Below are 14,447 nucleotides of genomic sequence, written 5' to 3'. Positions count from 1 at the left end.
AAGCTCAGCTAACGCGAACAGCGCGTCAGGAATTGAGCGTGAACTCGGTAAACGACGTTTCGGCCACCGGCTTCGGTTCCGGCTCGGCGGCCTGGCGGTTGTCCGGGCCGTTATTCAGGAGCCACAGCAGGTTCGTCGCGGAATCGGCATTGGCCAGCGCCTCGTCCTGCGTGATCTTGCCTTCCTGGACCAGCTTGTACAGCGCCTGTTCGAACGATTGCGAACCTGGCGACAGGCTCTTGTCCAGCGCTTCCTTGATCTGCCCGATCTCGCCTTTCTCGATCAGCTCCGACACGTAGCGGGTATTGACCATCACCTCGACGGCCGGCGTGCGCGGGCCGCCGGCACTGGACCGGATCAGCCGCTGCGACACGATCGCCTTCACCGTCGTCCCCAGGTCCTGCAGCAGGGCCGGGCGGTTCTCGATCGGGTAGAAGCTGATGATGCGGTTCAGCGCGTTGTAGCTGTTGTTGGCGTGGAGCGTGGCCAGCACGAGGTGGCCCGACTGCGCATAGGCGAGCGCCGCGGCCATTGTCGTGCGGTCGCGGATTTCGCCGATCAGGATGCAATCGGGCGCCTGGCGCATCGAGTTCCGCAGCGCCGTGTCGAAGTCCTGCGCATCGCTGCCGATCTCGCGCTGGTTGACGATGGACTTCTTGTTCTTGAACAGGTACTCGATCGGGTCTTCCAAAGTGAGGATGTGACCCGAACGCAGTTCGTTGCGATGATCGAGCATCGCCGCGATCGTCGTCGACTTGCCGGAGCCCGTGGAGCCGACGATCAGCATCAGCCCGCGCTTCTCCATGATCAGTTCAGCGAGCACGGAAGGCAGGCCCAGTTCGCCGAGCGCCGGGATGTTGGCTGGAACGAAGCGGAACACGGCGGAAATCGTGCCGCGCTGCCGGAACGCGGACAGCCGGAAGCGGCCCAGGTTCGGCACCGACACACCCATGTTCAGCTCATTGGTCTGGGCCAGCTCGCGCAGCTGGGCCGGCGTGCAGACCTCGGCCAGCAGCGCATCGATGTTGTCCGGTTCCAGCTTCTGCTGGTTGATCGGAATGAGATTGCCGTTGATCTTCAGGTGCACGGGCGAATTCACGGCGAAGAACATGTCCGACGCGTTCTTCTCCTTCATCAGCTGGAACAGGCGGTCCATCATGGTAAGCATCCTGAAAGCGTGAAAAACCGGGGACAGTCCCGGAGGGACAGTCCCCAGCGCTGCGCTTACACGCCGCGCAGCAGCTCGTTGATGCCCGTCTTCGCGCGCGTTTGCGCGTCGACGCGCTTGACGATCACCGCGCAGTACAGGCTGTACTTGCCGTCCGCGGACGGCAGCGAGCCGGAGACCACCACGGAGCCCGCCGGCACGCGGCCGTACGTCACTTCGCCGGTGGTGCGGTCGTAGATCTTCGTCGACTGGCCGATGTACACGCCCATCGAGATCACCGAGTTCTCTTCGACGATCACGCCTTCGACGATTTCCGAGCGGGCGCCGATGAAGCAGTTGTCTTCGATAATCGTCGGGTTGGCCTGCATCGGTTCCAGCACGCCGCCGATGCCGACGCCGCCGGACAGGTGGACGTTCTTGCCGATCTGCGCGCACGAGCCCACCGTCGCCCACGTATCGACCATCGCGCCTTCATCGACGTAGGCGCCGATGTTCACGTACGACGGCATCAGCACGACGTTCTTGCCGATGAACGAGCCGCGGCGCGCAACGGCCGGCGGCACGACGCGGAAGCCGCCCTTGGCGAAGTCGTCGGCCGTGTGGTTGGCGAACTTGGTCGGCACCTTGTCGTAGAACTGCATCGTGCCATCGGACGGCAGCACCACGTTGTTCTCGAGGCGGAACGACAGCAGTACGGCCTTCTTGATCCACTGGTTCACGACCCAGGTGCCGGTGTCCTTCTGCGCCACGCGCAGGCTGCCGTCGTCCAGGCCGGCCAGCACGTGGTTGACGGCGTCGCGTACCTCGGCGGTCGCGTTGGACGGGTTGATCTCGGCGCGGTTGTCCCAAGCCTGTTCGATGATTTGCTGGAGTTGTTGAGTCATGATGTTCACTGGGTGAGGGTGTTGCAGAATTGGACGATGCGTTGTGCCGCTTCCAGCCCTTCGGCCGTCTCGGCAACGAGCGCCATCCGGATGCGGTTGCGGCCCGGGTTGGTGCCATGCGCGTCGCGCGCCAGGTAGCTGCCCGGCAGGACCGTGACATTGTATTCGGCGTACAGGCGGCGGGCAAATTCGGTATCGGACAGCCCCGTGCGCGTCACGTCCGCCCACAGGTAGAAGCCGGCGTCCGGCAGCGCCACGTCCAGCACTTCTGCCAGCAGCGGCGTGATCGCGTCGAACTTGGCGCGGTATTGCGCGCGGTTTTCCTCGACGTGCCGCTCGTCGTTCCAGGCCGCCACGGAGGCCGCCTGCACGGGCGGGCTCATCGCGCCGCCATGGTAGGTGCGGTACAGCAGGAACTTCTTTAGCACGGCCGCGTCGCCGGCCACGAAGCCGGAGCGCAGGCCCGGTACGTTGGAGCGCTTCGACAGGCTGGAGAACACGACGAGGCGGTCGTACGACAGGCCCAGCGTGTGGGCCGCCTGCAGCGCGCCCAGCGGCGGTTCGGCACCGTGGTAGATCTCGGAATAGCACTCGTCGGACGCGATGATGAAGCCGTGGCGCTCGGACAGCGCGAACAGGTTTTCCCATTCCGTCAGCGACAGCACGGCGCCCGTCGGATTGCCCGGCGAGCACAGATACAGCAGCTGCACGCGCTGCCACACCTCGGCCGGCACGCTGTCGTAGTCGCAGCCGAAGTTGCGGGCCGGGTCCGAATTGACGTAGTACGGCTCGGCGCCGGCCAGGTAGGCCGCGCCCTCGTAGATCTGGTAGAAAGGGTTCGGGCACATCACGAGCGCGCCGGCGCCCGGCGTGCGGGCCGGGTCGATCACGGCCTGCGCGAACGCGAACAGCGCCTCGCGCGAACCGTTCACGGGCAGCACCTGGGTGGCCGGGTCCAGCGGCGGCAGATGGTAGCGGCGCTCCAGCCATGCGGCGATCGTGCCGCGCAGCGCCTCGGAGCCTGCCGTGGCGGGATACGCGGCCAGGCCGGCCAGGTTGGCGGACAGCGCTTCGCAGATGAACGGCGGCGTCGGGTGTTTCGGTTCGCCGATGCCGAGGCTGATCGGCCGGTAGTCGGCATTCGGTGTCACGCCGGCGAACAGCTGGCGCAGCTTTTCAAACGGGTAGGGATGCAGTTTGTCGAGTAAGGGATTCACGGCGGGCTTCACGGCTGATTTGCGGCGGATTCGCGGCGGGGTTCACGGCGGAACAGGTTCAGCCGGCCATTATAGCTTGCCGCGCGACGGCGCGAAAAAATCGTCAACAGGCGCTTGGCCCGACGATTATTTGGATTTGACCGTGCGCACCTGCTTGTCCAGCTCCACGAACGATGGCCGCTCCGTGGCCGAGATCACCTTGCGGCCGAATTCGACGGACAGCGCCGGCGCATAGCCGTTCAGGCTCGCCAGCAACGTCACCTTGATGCACTGGTACATCTTGGCCTTTTCATGGTGCTTGCGGCGCAGCAGGCTGGCGATCGGGCCCACGAAGCCGTAGGCCAGCAGGATGCCGATGAACGTGCCGACCAGCGCGCCGGCGATCAGCACGCCCAGCTCCGCCGGCGGCAGGCCCACCGACGCCATCGTGTGCACGACGCCGATCACGGCGGCCACGATGCCGAAGGCCGGCATCGCCTCGGCCATCTGGGCGATCGTATGAGCGGGCAGTTCGGCATCCTCGTGGTGCGTCTCGATCTCGTTGTCCATCAGGTTCTCGATCTGGAACGCGTCCATGTTCCCGGACACCATCAGGCGCAGGTAATCGGTGATGAACTCGAGGATCAGGTGGTCCTGCATGATCAGCGGATAACGCGTGAAGACCGGGCTTTCATACGGGTTGTCGACGTCGTTCTCGATCGACATCAGGCCTTCCTTGCGGATCTTCGTCAGCAGCTCGAACAGCAGCGACATCAGGTCCATGTACATCGTCTTCGTATACGTGGCGCTTTCGAACAGCGTCGGCAGCGCGCCGAGCGTGGCGCGGATCGCCTTGCCGTCGTTGGCGACGAAGAAGGCGCCCAGCGCGGCGCCGCCGATGATCAGCAGTTCGGTGGGCTGGAACAGTGCGGCGAGATGCCCGCCCTGCAGGGCGAAGCCGCCCAGCACCGACGCGAGCACGACGATGAAACCCAGGATGACAAGCACTTTATTCCCCTGAAGATAATTCTTTTCGGCAATTTCTTAATGGTAACGCGTTTCTTGCCGGGGGGCGAGGGGTTTCAGTCAATCGCCGCGGACATCGTCCAGCAGCGCATGCATGCGCCTCCAGTGCGAACCGCGCCAGAACACGCCGCCGCACTGGGCGCAAGCGAGGAATTCATCGTGGCCGGCGCGCACGGACGGCGGCAGGCGGTGTTCGACGTCCGTCTTCGCGACGCCGTGCAGCGGCACGTTGCAGGACAGGCACAGCGAGAACGGCCGCATCGCTTCCGCTAGGCCGTAGCGCACGAACACCTCGCGCAACTGCTGCTCTGGCTTCAATGCCCGCACGTAGCAGCCGCGCAGCACGCCGCGGCGCTTGAGCAGCTCGCGGTCGCGCGTCAACGCGATGCGGCCGTCGGATTCGGCAATCGCCTCGACCTCGGCATCGTCGATATTGTTGTCGTACAGCGTGTCGAAGCCCGCCATCCGCAGCAACCGGGCGAGGCCGCCCAGGTGGGCATCGGCGACGAAGCGCGCGTCGTCCGGCGCCACGCGGACGGGCTGCGGCGGCAGCACCTGTACGTCGTCGCCATCGGCCAGCATATGGCCCAGCGCGGCCGGCGTGCCGTTGACGAGCACCGTGCCCACTTCCGTGTGCGGCACGCCGAGCGCCTCGACCATGTGCTTGACCGTGGCGGCGCGCGCGCAGGGCGTCGTGAACGCGTGCTCGCGCCGGTCGCGCGGCAGGAAGGCGTTCAGCGCGGGGTCGAAGCGGAAGGTGGCGGTGACCATGGGGCGAGTATGCGTGGGGCGAGTATGTCATGCGGCCATCACAGCGCGCGCACGCGTTCCTCGAGCAGCGCGGTGACGTGGCGCACGCCCGGATCGCGGTCGCGTCGCGCATGCCAGCTCATCGCCAGGCTGAAGCCGGGCACGGCCAGTGGCGGCGCGAACACGGCCAGGCCAGCGACGCCACGCAACGCGCGCGACGGGACCATCGCGATCAGGTCGGACTCGCGCAGCAGCGGCACGACCATCGCGAACGCCGGCACGACGATGCCGACGGTGCGTTGCCGGCCCTGTGCCGCCAGCGCGCGGTCCAGCGCGCCTTCGCTCTGGCCGCGGCTCGACACGATGACATGCGGATGGGCGAGCCAGCGCTCCAGGTCGAAGCCTGCCGCGGCGGGGTGGCCGGCGCGCATCGCGACGACATACGTTTCGTCCAGCAGCAGCATGCCGTGCACGCCCGGCACCGGCTCGCCGGCCACGGAGACGGCGATGTCCGCCGTGTCGTTTTCCAGCATTCGCAGCGCCTCCGCCTCGCTGCGCCAGGGCAGCAGCACGGGGCGGATGCCGGGCGCCGTCGCCTGCAGCCCGGCATACAGCGGCGCCGCGACAAGTGCGGCGGGCAGGTCCGCCATCACTATCCGCACCGTCTGGCGCAACGTGGCCAGGTCGGCCTGCGCCGGCCCGACGACGTCCGTCACGGCCGCCAGCGCGCGCCGCAGCGGTTCGCGCAGCGCCTGCGCCTTCGGTGTCAGCCGCATCCTGCCGCCGGCGCCGCGCTCCAGCAGGCGGTCGCCGAACAGGTGGCGGCAGCGCTCCAGCGCGCTCGACGTGGCCGGCTGCGACAGCGCCAGCCGGGTCGCGGCACGCGTCACGTGCGCCTCGTCGAGCAGCGCATCGAGGATCACGAGCAGGTTCAGGTCGAGCGATCGTAAATTCATGCGGTGAATTATAGATCATACAAATTATCCGTTGGACGGATGATGGGCGCCATCCCAGAATGGCTTCATCGACCACCCCACAAGGAGCCACACATGACGACGCTGATTCTCTTCGCCCACCCCGACCCGGCCCGTTCGCGCGCCAACGAAGCATTGCTGGCCGCGGCCGGCGGCGCCACCGTGAACCGCCTCGCCACACGCTATCCCGACGGCGCGATCGATCCCGCGGCGGAAGCCGCGCAGGTGCTGGAGCATGACGCGCTGGTGCTGCAGTTCCCGCTGCAGTGGTACGCGATGCCGGCGCTGCTGAAGGACTGGCTCGACGCCGTGCTGACGCGGATGGTGTACGTGCATGGGGATACGGAAGGGGCCAGGCTGCGCGGCCGCAAGCTGCTCGTGGCCGTGACGTGCGGGGCGCCGGAAAGCGCGTACCGCCCGGATGGCCGCAACGGCTTCACGCTCGACGAGCTGCTGCGGCCATTGCAGGCGACGGCGCTGCGCTGCGGCCTGGCGTGGCAGGCGCCGTTCGTCGTCTACGATGCGCGCGATGCGGCGCCGGACGTGCTGGCGCAAGCGGGCGCGCGCTACGCGGCCGCGTTGGCGGCGCTGGCGGCTTGAGGGGCAGGGCGCAGCGGGCAATCGTCCGGCGCCAGTTCCACCCGCCGTTCCAGCTCGCCGCGCAACGCGGCCAGGCCGGCGATGCGGCGGTCGATCTCGGCCAGCTTGCCGCGCAGCGCGGCCCGGATCGCGTCGCTTGATGCGGCCGGATCGGCCAGCAGCGGCAGGTCCGCCTCGATCTCGGCCAGCGTGAAGCCGAGTGCCTGCGCGGTGCGGATGTACGTCAGCCATTGCACGGCCTCGGGCTCGTAGTCGCGGTAGCCGTTGGCATGGCGGCGCGCGCGCAGCAGGCCGCGCTTCTCGTAGAACCGCAGCGTGTCGCGGCTGATGCCGGTGGCCTGGGCGACGTCGCCGATGCGCATGAGGGCTCCTCGTGGAAATGATCGTCAGTGCTTGACCCTGGAGTGTACTCCACGCTTTAGCATCCGGTCACGTTCATTACAGGAGCCGTCACATGACCGCCATTTCCCTCACCACCTTCACCCGCATCGTGCGCGCCAGCGCGTGGTACGACCTGCTGCTGACGGCGCCGTTCGCGACGCCGTGGACGTTCGCGCTGCTGCGCGAGCACCTCACGGCGCTGAACACGGCGCTGGGCGGCGCGCCGCTGCCGCCATTCGCACCGCTGCACGTGCTGTTCGCCTGCCTGATGGGCACCGTCGTGCTGCTGTGGGCCGTGCTGCGCATCACCGACCCGCAACAGCGCTTCGGCCGCTACGACGGCGCCGGCCGCTTCGGCTTCGCGCTGTGGATGGGCTGGACGCTGGCCGCCACCGGGACGCCCGTGCTGTGGGTGTTCATTGTGCCGGAGCTGGCGTGGGGGATTGCGCAGTGGGTGCCGGTAGCGCCTCCACGGCAGCGGGATTGATCGCCTTATGGTCGAGCTCGTGTCTCTGGTGCCAGGCACCAGAGACACGAGCTCGACCGTCGCTGCCGGTCTCTACGCTCGACGCGTGTGGATCGAGCGAGGCGACGCTGCTGAGCTTGTGTCCCTTTAGTGCCAGGCACCAGAGACACGAGCTCAGCCTTAAAGCGCATGGAGCCTGACACCGCTACCACGGCTTCGCATCCGACCGGAGCCGGCACTGACGAGTCGCGCCTTCTGATGCCGATCCGGGCGGCGCGGCCGTGGCGGGCGATGCTATCCTGTGCACCTCTGCGTCCAAGGAGGAGGGCTATGCAAGCGCAACCTTTGATCGCCGTGGCCGACGTCGAGGCGGCGAGCCGCTGGTACCAGGCCGTGCTGGGCTGTAAGAGCGGCCATGGCGGCACCGAATACGAACAGCTGATGTTCGAGGGCCGCATGATCCTGCAGCTGCACCGCTGGGATGCGCACCACCACGCGCACATCGGCGATCCCGGCTGCCGGCCGTACGGCAACGGCGTGCTGCTGTGGTTCTGGACCGACGACTTCGACGATGCCGTCGACCGCGCCGCGGCCGCATCGGCCACCGTGCTGGAGGGGCCGAAGGAAAACCGCAATGCGCAGCACCGCGAGATCTGGCTGCGCGATCCGGAAGGCTATGTCGTCGTCATCGCCGGGCCGTACGGCGACGTCGGCATGTGATCAGGCGGCGAACGCCGCGACGAGGAAATCGATGAACGCACGTACCTTCGCCGCCTGGTGCTCGCGGCTGGGGTAGTACGCGTACAGGTCCGCCGGCGGCAGCTGATAATCGGGCAGCACGACCTGCAGCCGGCCGCTCTCCAGGTACTTCGCCGCATCCCATTCCGAGCGGGGCAGGATGCCGTGACCGTCCAGCGCCCAGCCCAGCACGACGTCGCCGTCGTTCGACGACAGCCGCCCCCGCACCTTCACGGTCTCGCCGCGCCGCCCCTTGGTCAGCCGCCAGGTGGCGTACGCATCGTCGTTCTGCCGGTGCAGGATGCAAGCGTGGCGCGTCAGGTCGGCCGGTACCGCGGGCGTTCCATGCTTCTTCAGGTAGGCCGGCGCCGCGCACAGGAAGCGGCGGTTGCTCATGATGCGGCGCGCCGTCAGCCGGGTATCAGGCAGCTCGCCGAAGCGGATGCCCAGGTCGTACGCTTCCTCCACCAGATTGATCGCCCGGTCCGTCAGCTGCAGCTGCACCTCCACCTCAGGATACTTGCGGGCGAAGCGCGACACCAGCGGCGCGATGCTGGTGCGGCCAAAGCCCAATGTCGCGTTCACGCGCAACAAGCCCTTCGGCACGGCACGGCTGCTGCGCACCGAGTCCTCCATCGCGCGGATGTCGGCCAGGATCTGCGTCGCCTGCGCCAGGTACAGCTCGCCCTCGCTCGTCAGGCTGACGCGCCGGGTACTGCGGTTCGCCAGCCGCACGCCGAGGCGCTCTTCCATCTGCGCCAGCCGGCGCGTCGCGGCCGGCGGTGTGACGCCCAGCTCGCGCGCCGCCGCCGACAGGCTGCCCAGCTGCGCCAGCAGCACCATAAATTCCAGGTCGCTTTTCACTTTTTCTTAAAAATGAGTTCAATTCGATTGAATTATAGGCGCGCGGGACAAGAGTAAGCTGTGCGTCATCTGACCATCACTGGAGACCAGCATGAAAATCGTCGAGATCCGCGAAAAGACCATCCCGATCAGCTCACCGATCCGCAACGCCTACATCGACTTCTCGAAGATGACGCTGTCGCTCGTGGCTGTCGTCACGGACGTGATCCGCGACGGCAAACCCGTCGTCGGCTTCGGCTTCAACTCGAACGGCCGCTATGGCCAGGGCATGCTGATGCGCGAGCGCTTCATCCCGCGCATCCTGGAAGCCGATCCGGCCAGCCTCGTGACGGACGACGGCGGCAACCTCGATCCGCACCGCATCTGGGACTGCATGTACAAGAACGAGAAGCCGGGCGGCCACGGCGAGCGCTCGGTGGCGATCGGCACGATCGACATGGCGATCTGGGATGCCACCGCGAAGATCGCCGGCAAACCGCTGTTCCAGCTTCTGGCGGAGCGCTACGGCAGCGGCACGCCGGACCGCAAGGTGTTCGTCTACGCGGCGGGCGGCTACTACTATCCGGGCCAGAGCCACGATGCGCTGAAGGACGAGATGCGTAGCTACATCGACCGCGGCTACACGGTCGTGAAGAAGAAGATCGGCGGCGCGTCGCTGGACGAGGACCTGCGCCGCATCGACTCGATCCTGTCCGTGCTGGGCGACGGCCAGAAGCTCGCGGTCGATGCGAACGGACGCTTCGACCTCGATACGGCCATCGCCTACGCGAAGGCGCTGTCGCAGTATGACCTGTTCTGGTACGAGGAGGCGGGCGACCCGCTCGACTTCGAGCTGCAGGCCACGCTGCGCAGCTACTACAGCGGCCCGATGGCGACGGGCGAAAACCTGTTCTCGATGCAGGACGCGCGCAACCTGATCCGCTATGGAGGCATGCGTCCGGATCGCGACTGGCTGCAGTTCGACTGCGCGCTGTCGTACGGCCTCGTCGAATACCTGCGCACCCTGGACATGCTGCACGAACACGGCTGGTCGCGCACGCGCTGCATCCCGCACGGCGGGCACCAGATGTCGCTGAACATCGCCGCCGGCCTGGGCCTCGGCGGCAACGAAAGCTATCCGGACCTGTTCCAGCCGTTCGGCGGCTTCCCCGACGGTGTCAAGGTGGAGAACGGCTACATCACGATGCCGGACCTGCCGGGTATCGGCTTCGAGGGCAAGGCCAACCTGTACGCCGAGATGCGCGCACTGGCGGGGCTGTAAGCCGTCAGCCGCCGAGTGCCGCGACGATGTCCGCCGTCGTGCGCACCCGGCCCATGATCGGGAACAGTTCCGTCGTCGCGAACGTATGCAGCGCGCTGCTGATGCCCGACATCGCGTCATCCGCGAACACGAGCGCGTAGCCGATGTCCAGCGCCGCGCGGGCGGTGGACTCGACGCCGAAGTTCGTCGCGATGCCGGCCAGGATCAGCGTGCGGATGCCGCGCCGGCGCAGCTGCAGGTCCAGGTCCGTGCCGTGGAACGCGCCCCACTGGCGCTTCGTCACGAACACGTCGGTCTCGTGCTTCGGCACGTCCGCCACCAGCTCCGACGCCGCGGGCGGCAGCGGCGGTGCGGACGTATCGCGGCCGACTGGCTTGTCCGCGGGCAGGCGCAGCAAGTCGTGCACGAGCACTCGCACGTGCACGATCGTGCCGCCGGCAGCGCGCAGGCGGTCGGCCAGCAGCGTCCCGTTGGCGACGACCTGGCTGGCGGGATAGGGCGCCAACGTGCGCTCGACGTTACTGTGCTGCAGGTCGATCAGGACGAGGGCGGTGGTGGCTGGGGTAAACAGGCTTTCAGTCATGAGGGCTCCGTATGTGAGGGTATCCTCAGATATTGTACGGTACAATCTGAGGATGGGCTCACATTCAACATCCACGCCGCCGTCCGGGCGGCGCGCACCGCGCCAGCAGCGCGGCGAACAACGCGTCAACATGCTGCTGCAGGCGGCCGCCGACGTCTTCGCGGAAGCCGGCTACGAGGCGGCGACGATGACGCAGATCGCGGCCCGCTCCGGCTCTTCGATCGGCGCCGTGTACCAGTACTTCCCCAACAAGGAAGCGCTGGCGCGGGCGCTGCGCACGAGCTATGCGGACGAGATGGCGGTGCGCTGGACCGCGCTGGCCGACAGCGGCGCCGCGCTGCGTATTCCGCTGCTGGCGCAGCAGGTCGTCGCGCTGATGACGGGTTTCCTGGAGGAGCATCCCGCTTACTTCGTGCTGCTGGCGGCGCCCGTCGCCTACGAGCGCAATGCGGATGCGCGCCAGCGCCTGCGCAGTGCGTTCGCCGGCTTGTTGCGCGCGCACGCGGACTGGCTCGATGCAGCCGAGGCGCAGCGCATCGCGACGGTGGCGCTGCAGATCGTGAAGAGCATGAATCCCCTGTATGCCGCGGCATCCGCGGCGGAGCGCCGCCTGCTGGCGGAAGAATTCACGCAGGCGCTGGCGGCCTACCTGAAGGCGCGGCTGAAGCGCCCCGCCTGACGGGCAGGCGCGGCTGAGCAAGCCGCTTCGCTTATACTGCGCGCTTGTTCATCCGATTGCATCTCCATGTCATTTACCTCCCTGGGCCTGTCGCCCGCCCTGCTCGAAGCCGTCGCCGCCGTCGGCTATGACACCCCGACCGCCATCCAGGCGGCCGCGATCCCCGCCGCGCTGCAGGGGAGGGATGTGCTGGGCGCCGCGCAGACCGGCTCGGGCAAGACCGCGGCCTTCACGCTGCCGATGCTGCATGCGCTGCTGGCACGCCAGGGCACGCGGCGCGGCCTGCACGGCCTCGTGCTGGTGCCGACGCGCGAGCTGGCGGCGCAGGTGGGCGAAGCGATCCGCGCGCTGGTGCAGCACCTGCCGTCGACGATCAAGGTGTCGATCGCGTTCGGCGGCGTCTCGATCAACCCGCAGATGATGGCGCTGCGCGGCGGCACCGACATCATCGTCGCCACGCCCGGCCGCTTGCTCGACCTGGTGCGCCAGAACGCGGTCAAGCTCGACGCCACCGCGACCCTCGTGCTGGACGAAGCCGACAAGCTGATCGACATGGGCTTCGCCGATGAGATCGGGGAGATCCTCGCGCTGCTGCCCGCCAAGCGCCAGAACCTGTTCTTCTCGGCGACGTTCCCGCCGGCCGTGCAGCGTCTCGCGACGACGCTGCTGCACGATCCGGTGCGCGCCGAGGTGCAGGGAAATGCGGCGCACGAGCCGGACATCGTCCAGCGGGCGATCGAGGTCGACGCGGTGCGCCGCACGCAGCTCCTGAAAGCGCTGATCCGCGAGCATCAGTGGCGGCAGGTGCTGGTGTTCGTCGCGACGAAGTACGCGTCCGAACATGTGGCCGACAAGCTGCGCCGCAATGGCGTCGCGGCGGAGGCATTCCACGGCGACTTCAGCCAGGGCGCCCGCACCGAAGTGCTGGCCGACTTCCGCGCCGGGAAGCTGCACGTGCTGGTCGCAACGGACGTCGCCGCGCGCGGCATCGACATCGCGCAGCTGCCGGTGGTCGTCAACTACGACCTGCCGCGCTCCCCGGCCGACTACACCCACCGCATCGGCCGCACGGGCCGCGCGGGCGCCAGCGGCGTCGCCGTCTCATTCATCACGCCGGACGCCGAGCAGCACTTCCGCCTGATCGAAAAACGGCAAGCCAAGCGCGTGCCGCGCGAACGCATCGACGGCTACGCCCCAACCGAAGCACCATCGCCCACCACCGCGGCCGCCAGCCCGGCCTGCACCCCATCCGACCCGAACGGCGGCATCAAGGGCAAACGCAAAAGCAAGAAGGACAAGCTGCGCGAAGCGGCGGCGCTGGCTGCCGACAAAGCCTGACGCGTGGTCTAAAGCCGAGCTGGTCTCAAAACAACACCAGGGACTGTCCCCAGTCGGTTGAGCTGGTCGTAAAACGACACCAGCACCCTTAGGGACTGTCCCTCATTTTCGGAAATATTTCCCAAATCGAGGGACAGTCCCCCGTCGCGCCCGCGCTACGCTGCCTGCGGGCCTGCTCTCTGACGCACTGTCAAAACGTGGCCAGCGCGCGACGAAAAAGCGTTGCGCCGGCGGGAGGGACTGAGGTGGTCCGGGTTTCGTGGACATCCTAAACAAGAGACAATACGTCTTGAGGAATCCATGACAATCAAACCATCCAATACCCCAACGGAAGATGCCGCCGCCGAGCGGCAGCATCGTTCTGTCTATACCAAAGAATTCAAGATCGCCGCTGTCGCTCGCCTGAAGGACGGCAAGCAGAGTGCCGAGTCGCTGGCCCTGGAGCTGGGGATCAGGCGCAACCAGCTGTACAAGTGGGCAAAGACGCTGGAGCAGAAAGGCACGGAAGGCAGTTTCAATGCGCGCGGGCGCAAACCGGCAAGCGAGGAAGACGAGGTAGTGCGCCTGCGGCGCGAGCTTGCCAATGCCAAGCAGGAGCTCGAAATCCTAAAAAAGTTCGACGTGTACTTGAAGCGGATGAAGCGGTAAAGTACGCGTGTATTGAAAAGTACAGGAAGCGGTACCCGGTGAAGGCGCTGTGCCGGGCGCTACGGGTCAGTCGGAGCGGCTTCTACGCCTCCCAACAACGGCTGCCGAGCCAGCGCAGCCAGGAAGATCAAGCTCTGCGCGCACACATCCTGCGCATCCATCAATCACATCGCCAAGCTCTTGGTGCGGTGAAGACTTGGAAGGTCCTGAAGGGGGAAGGAATTGACTGTGGCAAGCATCAGGTGGCACGCCTACGTCGACTCGACGGTATTGAAGCGTCGCGCAAAGCCAAGTTCCGAGTCATGCACGCCCATCAGCATACAGAGCCACCAGCCCCAGACTTGCTCAAGAGAGCGTTTATGGTGCCGATGCCGAACAAAGTCTGGGCCGCCGATATCACGACCATCAACACGCGCGAAGGATGGCTGCATCTAGCCATTGTGCTGGACCTGTTTGCGCGTCGTGTCGTCGGCTGGGCGATGAGCGCTCGACAGAATGCAGACCTGCCAATTGCGGCCATGATAATGGCATTTGATCAGCGTCAGCCGGCCGCAGGACTGATCTGCCACACCGACCAAGGCTCCGTGTATGGGTCGAAGGACTACCGCACCATGCTCGAGGAGCACGGCGTACGACCAAGCATGAGCCGGCGCGGCAACTGCCACGACAACGCCGTGGTGGAGAGCTGGTTTTCCACAGTGAAGAACGAACTAACCCGTCACCGCATCTTCGCCACCAGAGCAGCAGCCATCGCCGAAATCTCCGATTACATCGAGCTGTACTACAATCTGCGGCGGCCCCACCAAACGCTGGGCTACCGCAGTCCAATCGAAGTCGAAAAACGGCACGCGATGCCAAATTAGACTGTCTACGGAATCCGGGCTATCTCAG

General features: G+C 66.7%; 17 protein-coding genes. 8 read left to right on the top strand and 9 right to left on the bottom strand.

The annotated features are described in order from the left end of the window. Positions 1-25: 25 nt before the first annotated feature. The 6 genes from IP92_RS25790 to IP92_RS25765 all read right to left on the bottom strand — a co-directional run bounded on the left by IP92_RS25790 (position 26) and on the right by IP92_RS25765 (position 5,980). Positions 26-1,156, bottom strand: coding sequence for a PilT/PilU family type 4a pilus ATPase (locus tag IP92_RS25790; RefSeq protein ID WP_145881103.1), 1,131 nt, complete (start codon positions 1,154-1,156; stop codon positions 26-28). Positions 1,157-1,224: 68 nt separating this feature from the next. Next, on the bottom strand, positions 1,225-2,052 hold the full coding sequence (gene dapD / locus IP92_RS25785) for a 2,3,4,5-tetrahydropyridine-2,6-dicarboxylate N-succinyltransferase (protein WP_145880740.1): 828 nt from the start codon (positions 2,050-2,052) through the stop codon (positions 1,225-1,227). 5 nt (positions 2,053-2,057) lie between these two features. Further along, complete coding sequence (dapC, locus tag IP92_RS25780; protein ID WP_145880738.1) at positions 2,058-3,269, bottom strand: succinyldiaminopimelate transaminase; 1,212 nt, start codon at positions 3,267-3,269, stop codon at positions 2,058-2,060. A 126-nt stretch (positions 3,270-3,395) separates the two neighbouring features. Further along, entirely contained in the window at positions 3,396-4,256 is an 861-nt protein-coding gene (gene motA / locus IP92_RS25775; protein WP_145880736.1) for a flagellar motor stator protein MotA, read from the bottom strand. Positions 4,257-4,334: 78 nt separating this feature from the next. Beyond that, positions 4,335-5,045 carry a Mut7-C RNAse domain-containing protein gene (locus IP92_RS25770; RefSeq protein ID WP_145880734.1) on the bottom strand — a complete coding sequence of 237 codons (711 nt, stop codon included), beginning with the start codon at positions 5,043-5,045 and terminating at the stop codon, positions 4,335-4,337. 38 nt (positions 5,046-5,083) lie between these two features. Further along, positions 5,084-5,980, bottom strand: a complete 897-nt coding sequence (locus IP92_RS25765) for a LysR family transcriptional regulator (protein WP_145880732.1) — start codon at positions 5,978-5,980, stop codon at positions 5,084-5,086. Between the two features lie 93 nt (positions 5,981-6,073). Here IP92_RS25765 and IP92_RS25760 point away from each other — a divergent pair, with 93 nt between their 5' ends. Next, positions 6,074-6,598 (top strand): NAD(P)H-dependent oxidoreductase, encoded by a 525-nt coding sequence (locus tag IP92_RS25760; protein ID WP_145880730.1) that lies wholly within the window; start codon positions 6,074-6,076, stop codon positions 6,596-6,598. Here IP92_RS25760 and IP92_RS25755 read toward each other — a convergent pair. After that, entirely contained in the window at positions 6,565-6,960 is a 396-nt protein-coding gene (locus tag IP92_RS25755) for a MerR family transcriptional regulator (protein WP_145880728.1), read from the bottom strand. The two genes, IP92_RS25760 and IP92_RS25755, sit on opposite strands and share 34 nt — an antisense overlap. A gap of 92 nt (positions 6,961-7,052) precedes the next feature. Here IP92_RS25755 and IP92_RS25750 point away from each other — a divergent pair, with 92 nt between their 5' ends. After that, complete coding sequence (locus tag IP92_RS25750; RefSeq protein WP_145880727.1) at positions 7,053-7,466, top strand: hypothetical protein; 414 nt, start codon at positions 7,053-7,055, stop codon at positions 7,464-7,466. Positions 7,467-7,775: 309 nt separating this feature from the next. Then, the gene (locus IP92_RS25745) at positions 7,776-8,165 is read left to right on the top strand and encodes a VOC family protein (protein ID WP_145880725.1); all 390 of its coding nucleotides are present in this window, start codon (positions 7,776-7,778) and stop codon (positions 8,163-8,165) included. On the opposite strand, the gene IP92_RS25740 is transcribed toward IP92_RS25745, so the two are convergent. Then, on the bottom strand, positions 8,166-9,026 hold the full coding sequence (locus IP92_RS25740) for a LysR family transcriptional regulator (protein WP_145881101.1): 861 nt from the start codon (positions 9,024-9,026) through the stop codon (positions 8,166-8,168). Between the two features lie 112 nt (positions 9,027-9,138). On the opposite strand from IP92_RS25740, the gene IP92_RS25735 reads away from it, so the two are divergent. Next, positions 9,139-10,308, top strand: a complete 1,170-nt coding sequence (locus IP92_RS25735; protein WP_145880724.1) for a mandelate racemase/muconate lactonizing enzyme family protein — start codon at positions 9,139-9,141, stop codon at positions 10,306-10,308. A 4-nt stretch (positions 10,309-10,312) separates the two neighbouring features. On the opposite strand, the gene IP92_RS25730 is transcribed toward IP92_RS25735, so the two are convergent. Next, entirely contained in the window at positions 10,313-10,891 is a 579-nt protein-coding gene (locus IP92_RS25730; protein WP_145880722.1) for an isochorismatase family protein, read from the bottom strand. A gap of 52 nt (positions 10,892-10,943) precedes the next feature. Between IP92_RS25730 and IP92_RS25725 the strand changes: the two genes are divergently transcribed. The 4 genes from IP92_RS25725 (at position 10,944) to IP92_RS25710 (ending at position 14,419) form a co-directional block, all read left to right on the top strand. Continuing rightward, positions 10,944-11,570 carry a TetR/AcrR family transcriptional regulator gene (locus IP92_RS25725; protein WP_145880720.1) on the top strand — a complete coding sequence of 209 codons (627 nt, stop codon included), beginning with the start codon at positions 10,944-10,946 and terminating at the stop codon, positions 11,568-11,570. 66 nt (positions 11,571-11,636) lie between these two features. Next, positions 11,637-12,908, top strand: a complete 1,272-nt coding sequence (locus IP92_RS25720; RefSeq protein WP_145880718.1) for a DEAD/DEAH box helicase — start codon at positions 11,637-11,639, stop codon at positions 12,906-12,908. A 300-nt stretch (positions 12,909-13,208) separates the two neighbouring features. Continuing rightward, complete coding sequence (locus tag IP92_RS25715; RefSeq protein WP_145873327.1) at positions 13,209-13,556, top strand: transposase; 348 nt, start codon at positions 13,209-13,211, stop codon at positions 13,554-13,556. Positions 13,557-13,567: 11 nt separating this feature from the next. Next, positions 13,568-14,419 carry an IS3 family transposase gene (locus IP92_RS25710; protein WP_229418681.1) on the top strand — a complete coding sequence of 284 codons (852 nt, stop codon included), beginning with the start codon at positions 13,568-13,570 and terminating at the stop codon, positions 14,417-14,419. The last annotated feature ends 28 nt before the right edge of the window (positions 14,420-14,447 follow it).

The sequence above is a fragment of the Pseudoduganella flava genome (genome assembly GCF_007830495.1).
Lineage (GTDB): Bacteria > Pseudomonadota > Gammaproteobacteria > Burkholderiales > Burkholderiaceae_D > Rugamonas > Rugamonas flava.
The sequence above is the reverse complement of the archived record's forward strand: the minus strand, read 5'-3'. Positions and strand labels throughout refer to the sequence as shown.

Bases quoted from the DNA above. Each gene is read 5' to 3' on its own strand.
- IP92_RS25750 (WP_145880727.1), top strand. From the start codon at position 7,053: ATGACCGCCATTTCCCTCACCACCTTCACCCGCATCGTGCGCGCCAGC.
- IP92_RS25715 (WP_145873327.1), top strand. From the start codon at position 13,209: ATGACAATCAAACCATCCAATACCCCAACGGAAGATGCCGCCGCCGAG.
- IP92_RS25745 (WP_145880725.1), top strand. From the start codon at position 7,776: ATGCAAGCGCAACCTTTGATCGCCGTGGCCGACGTCGAGGCGGCGAGC.
- IP92_RS25760 (WP_145880730.1), top strand. From the start codon at position 6,074: ATGACGACGCTGATTCTCTTCGCCCACCCCGACCCGGCCCGTTCGCGC.
- IP92_RS25735 (WP_145880724.1), top strand. From the start codon at position 9,139: ATGAAAATCGTCGAGATCCGCGAAAAGACCATCCCGATCAGCTCACCG.
- IP92_RS25755 (WP_145880728.1), bottom strand. From the start codon at position 6,960: ATGCGCATCGGCGACGTCGCCCAGGCCACCGGCATCAGCCGCGACACG.
- IP92_RS25740 (WP_145881101.1), bottom strand. From the start codon at position 9,026: ATGGTGCTGCTGGCGCAGCTGGGCAGCCTGTCGGCGGCGGCGCGCGAG.
- IP92_RS25725 (WP_145880720.1), top strand. From the start codon at position 10,944: ATGGGCTCACATTCAACATCCACGCCGCCGTCCGGGCGGCGCGCACCG.
- IP92_RS25790 (WP_145881103.1), bottom strand. From the start codon at position 1,156: ATGGACCGCCTGTTCCAGCTGATGAAGGAGAAGAACGCGTCGGACATG.
- IP92_RS25770 (WP_145880734.1), bottom strand. From the start codon at position 5,045: ATGGTCACCGCCACCTTCCGCTTCGACCCCGCGCTGAACGCCTTCCTG.
- IP92_RS25730 (WP_145880722.1), bottom strand. From the start codon at position 10,891: ATGACTGAAAGCCTGTTTACCCCAGCCACCACCGCCCTCGTCCTGATC.
- IP92_RS25720 (WP_145880718.1), top strand. From the start codon at position 11,637: ATGTCATTTACCTCCCTGGGCCTGTCGCCCGCCCTGCTCGAAGCCGTC.
- IP92_RS25765 (WP_145880732.1), bottom strand. From the start codon at position 5,980: ATGAATTTACGATCGCTCGACCTGAACCTGCTCGTGATCCTCGATGCG.
- dapD (WP_145880740.1), bottom strand. From the start codon at position 2,052: ATGACTCAACAACTCCAGCAAATCATCGAACAGGCTTGGGACAACCGC.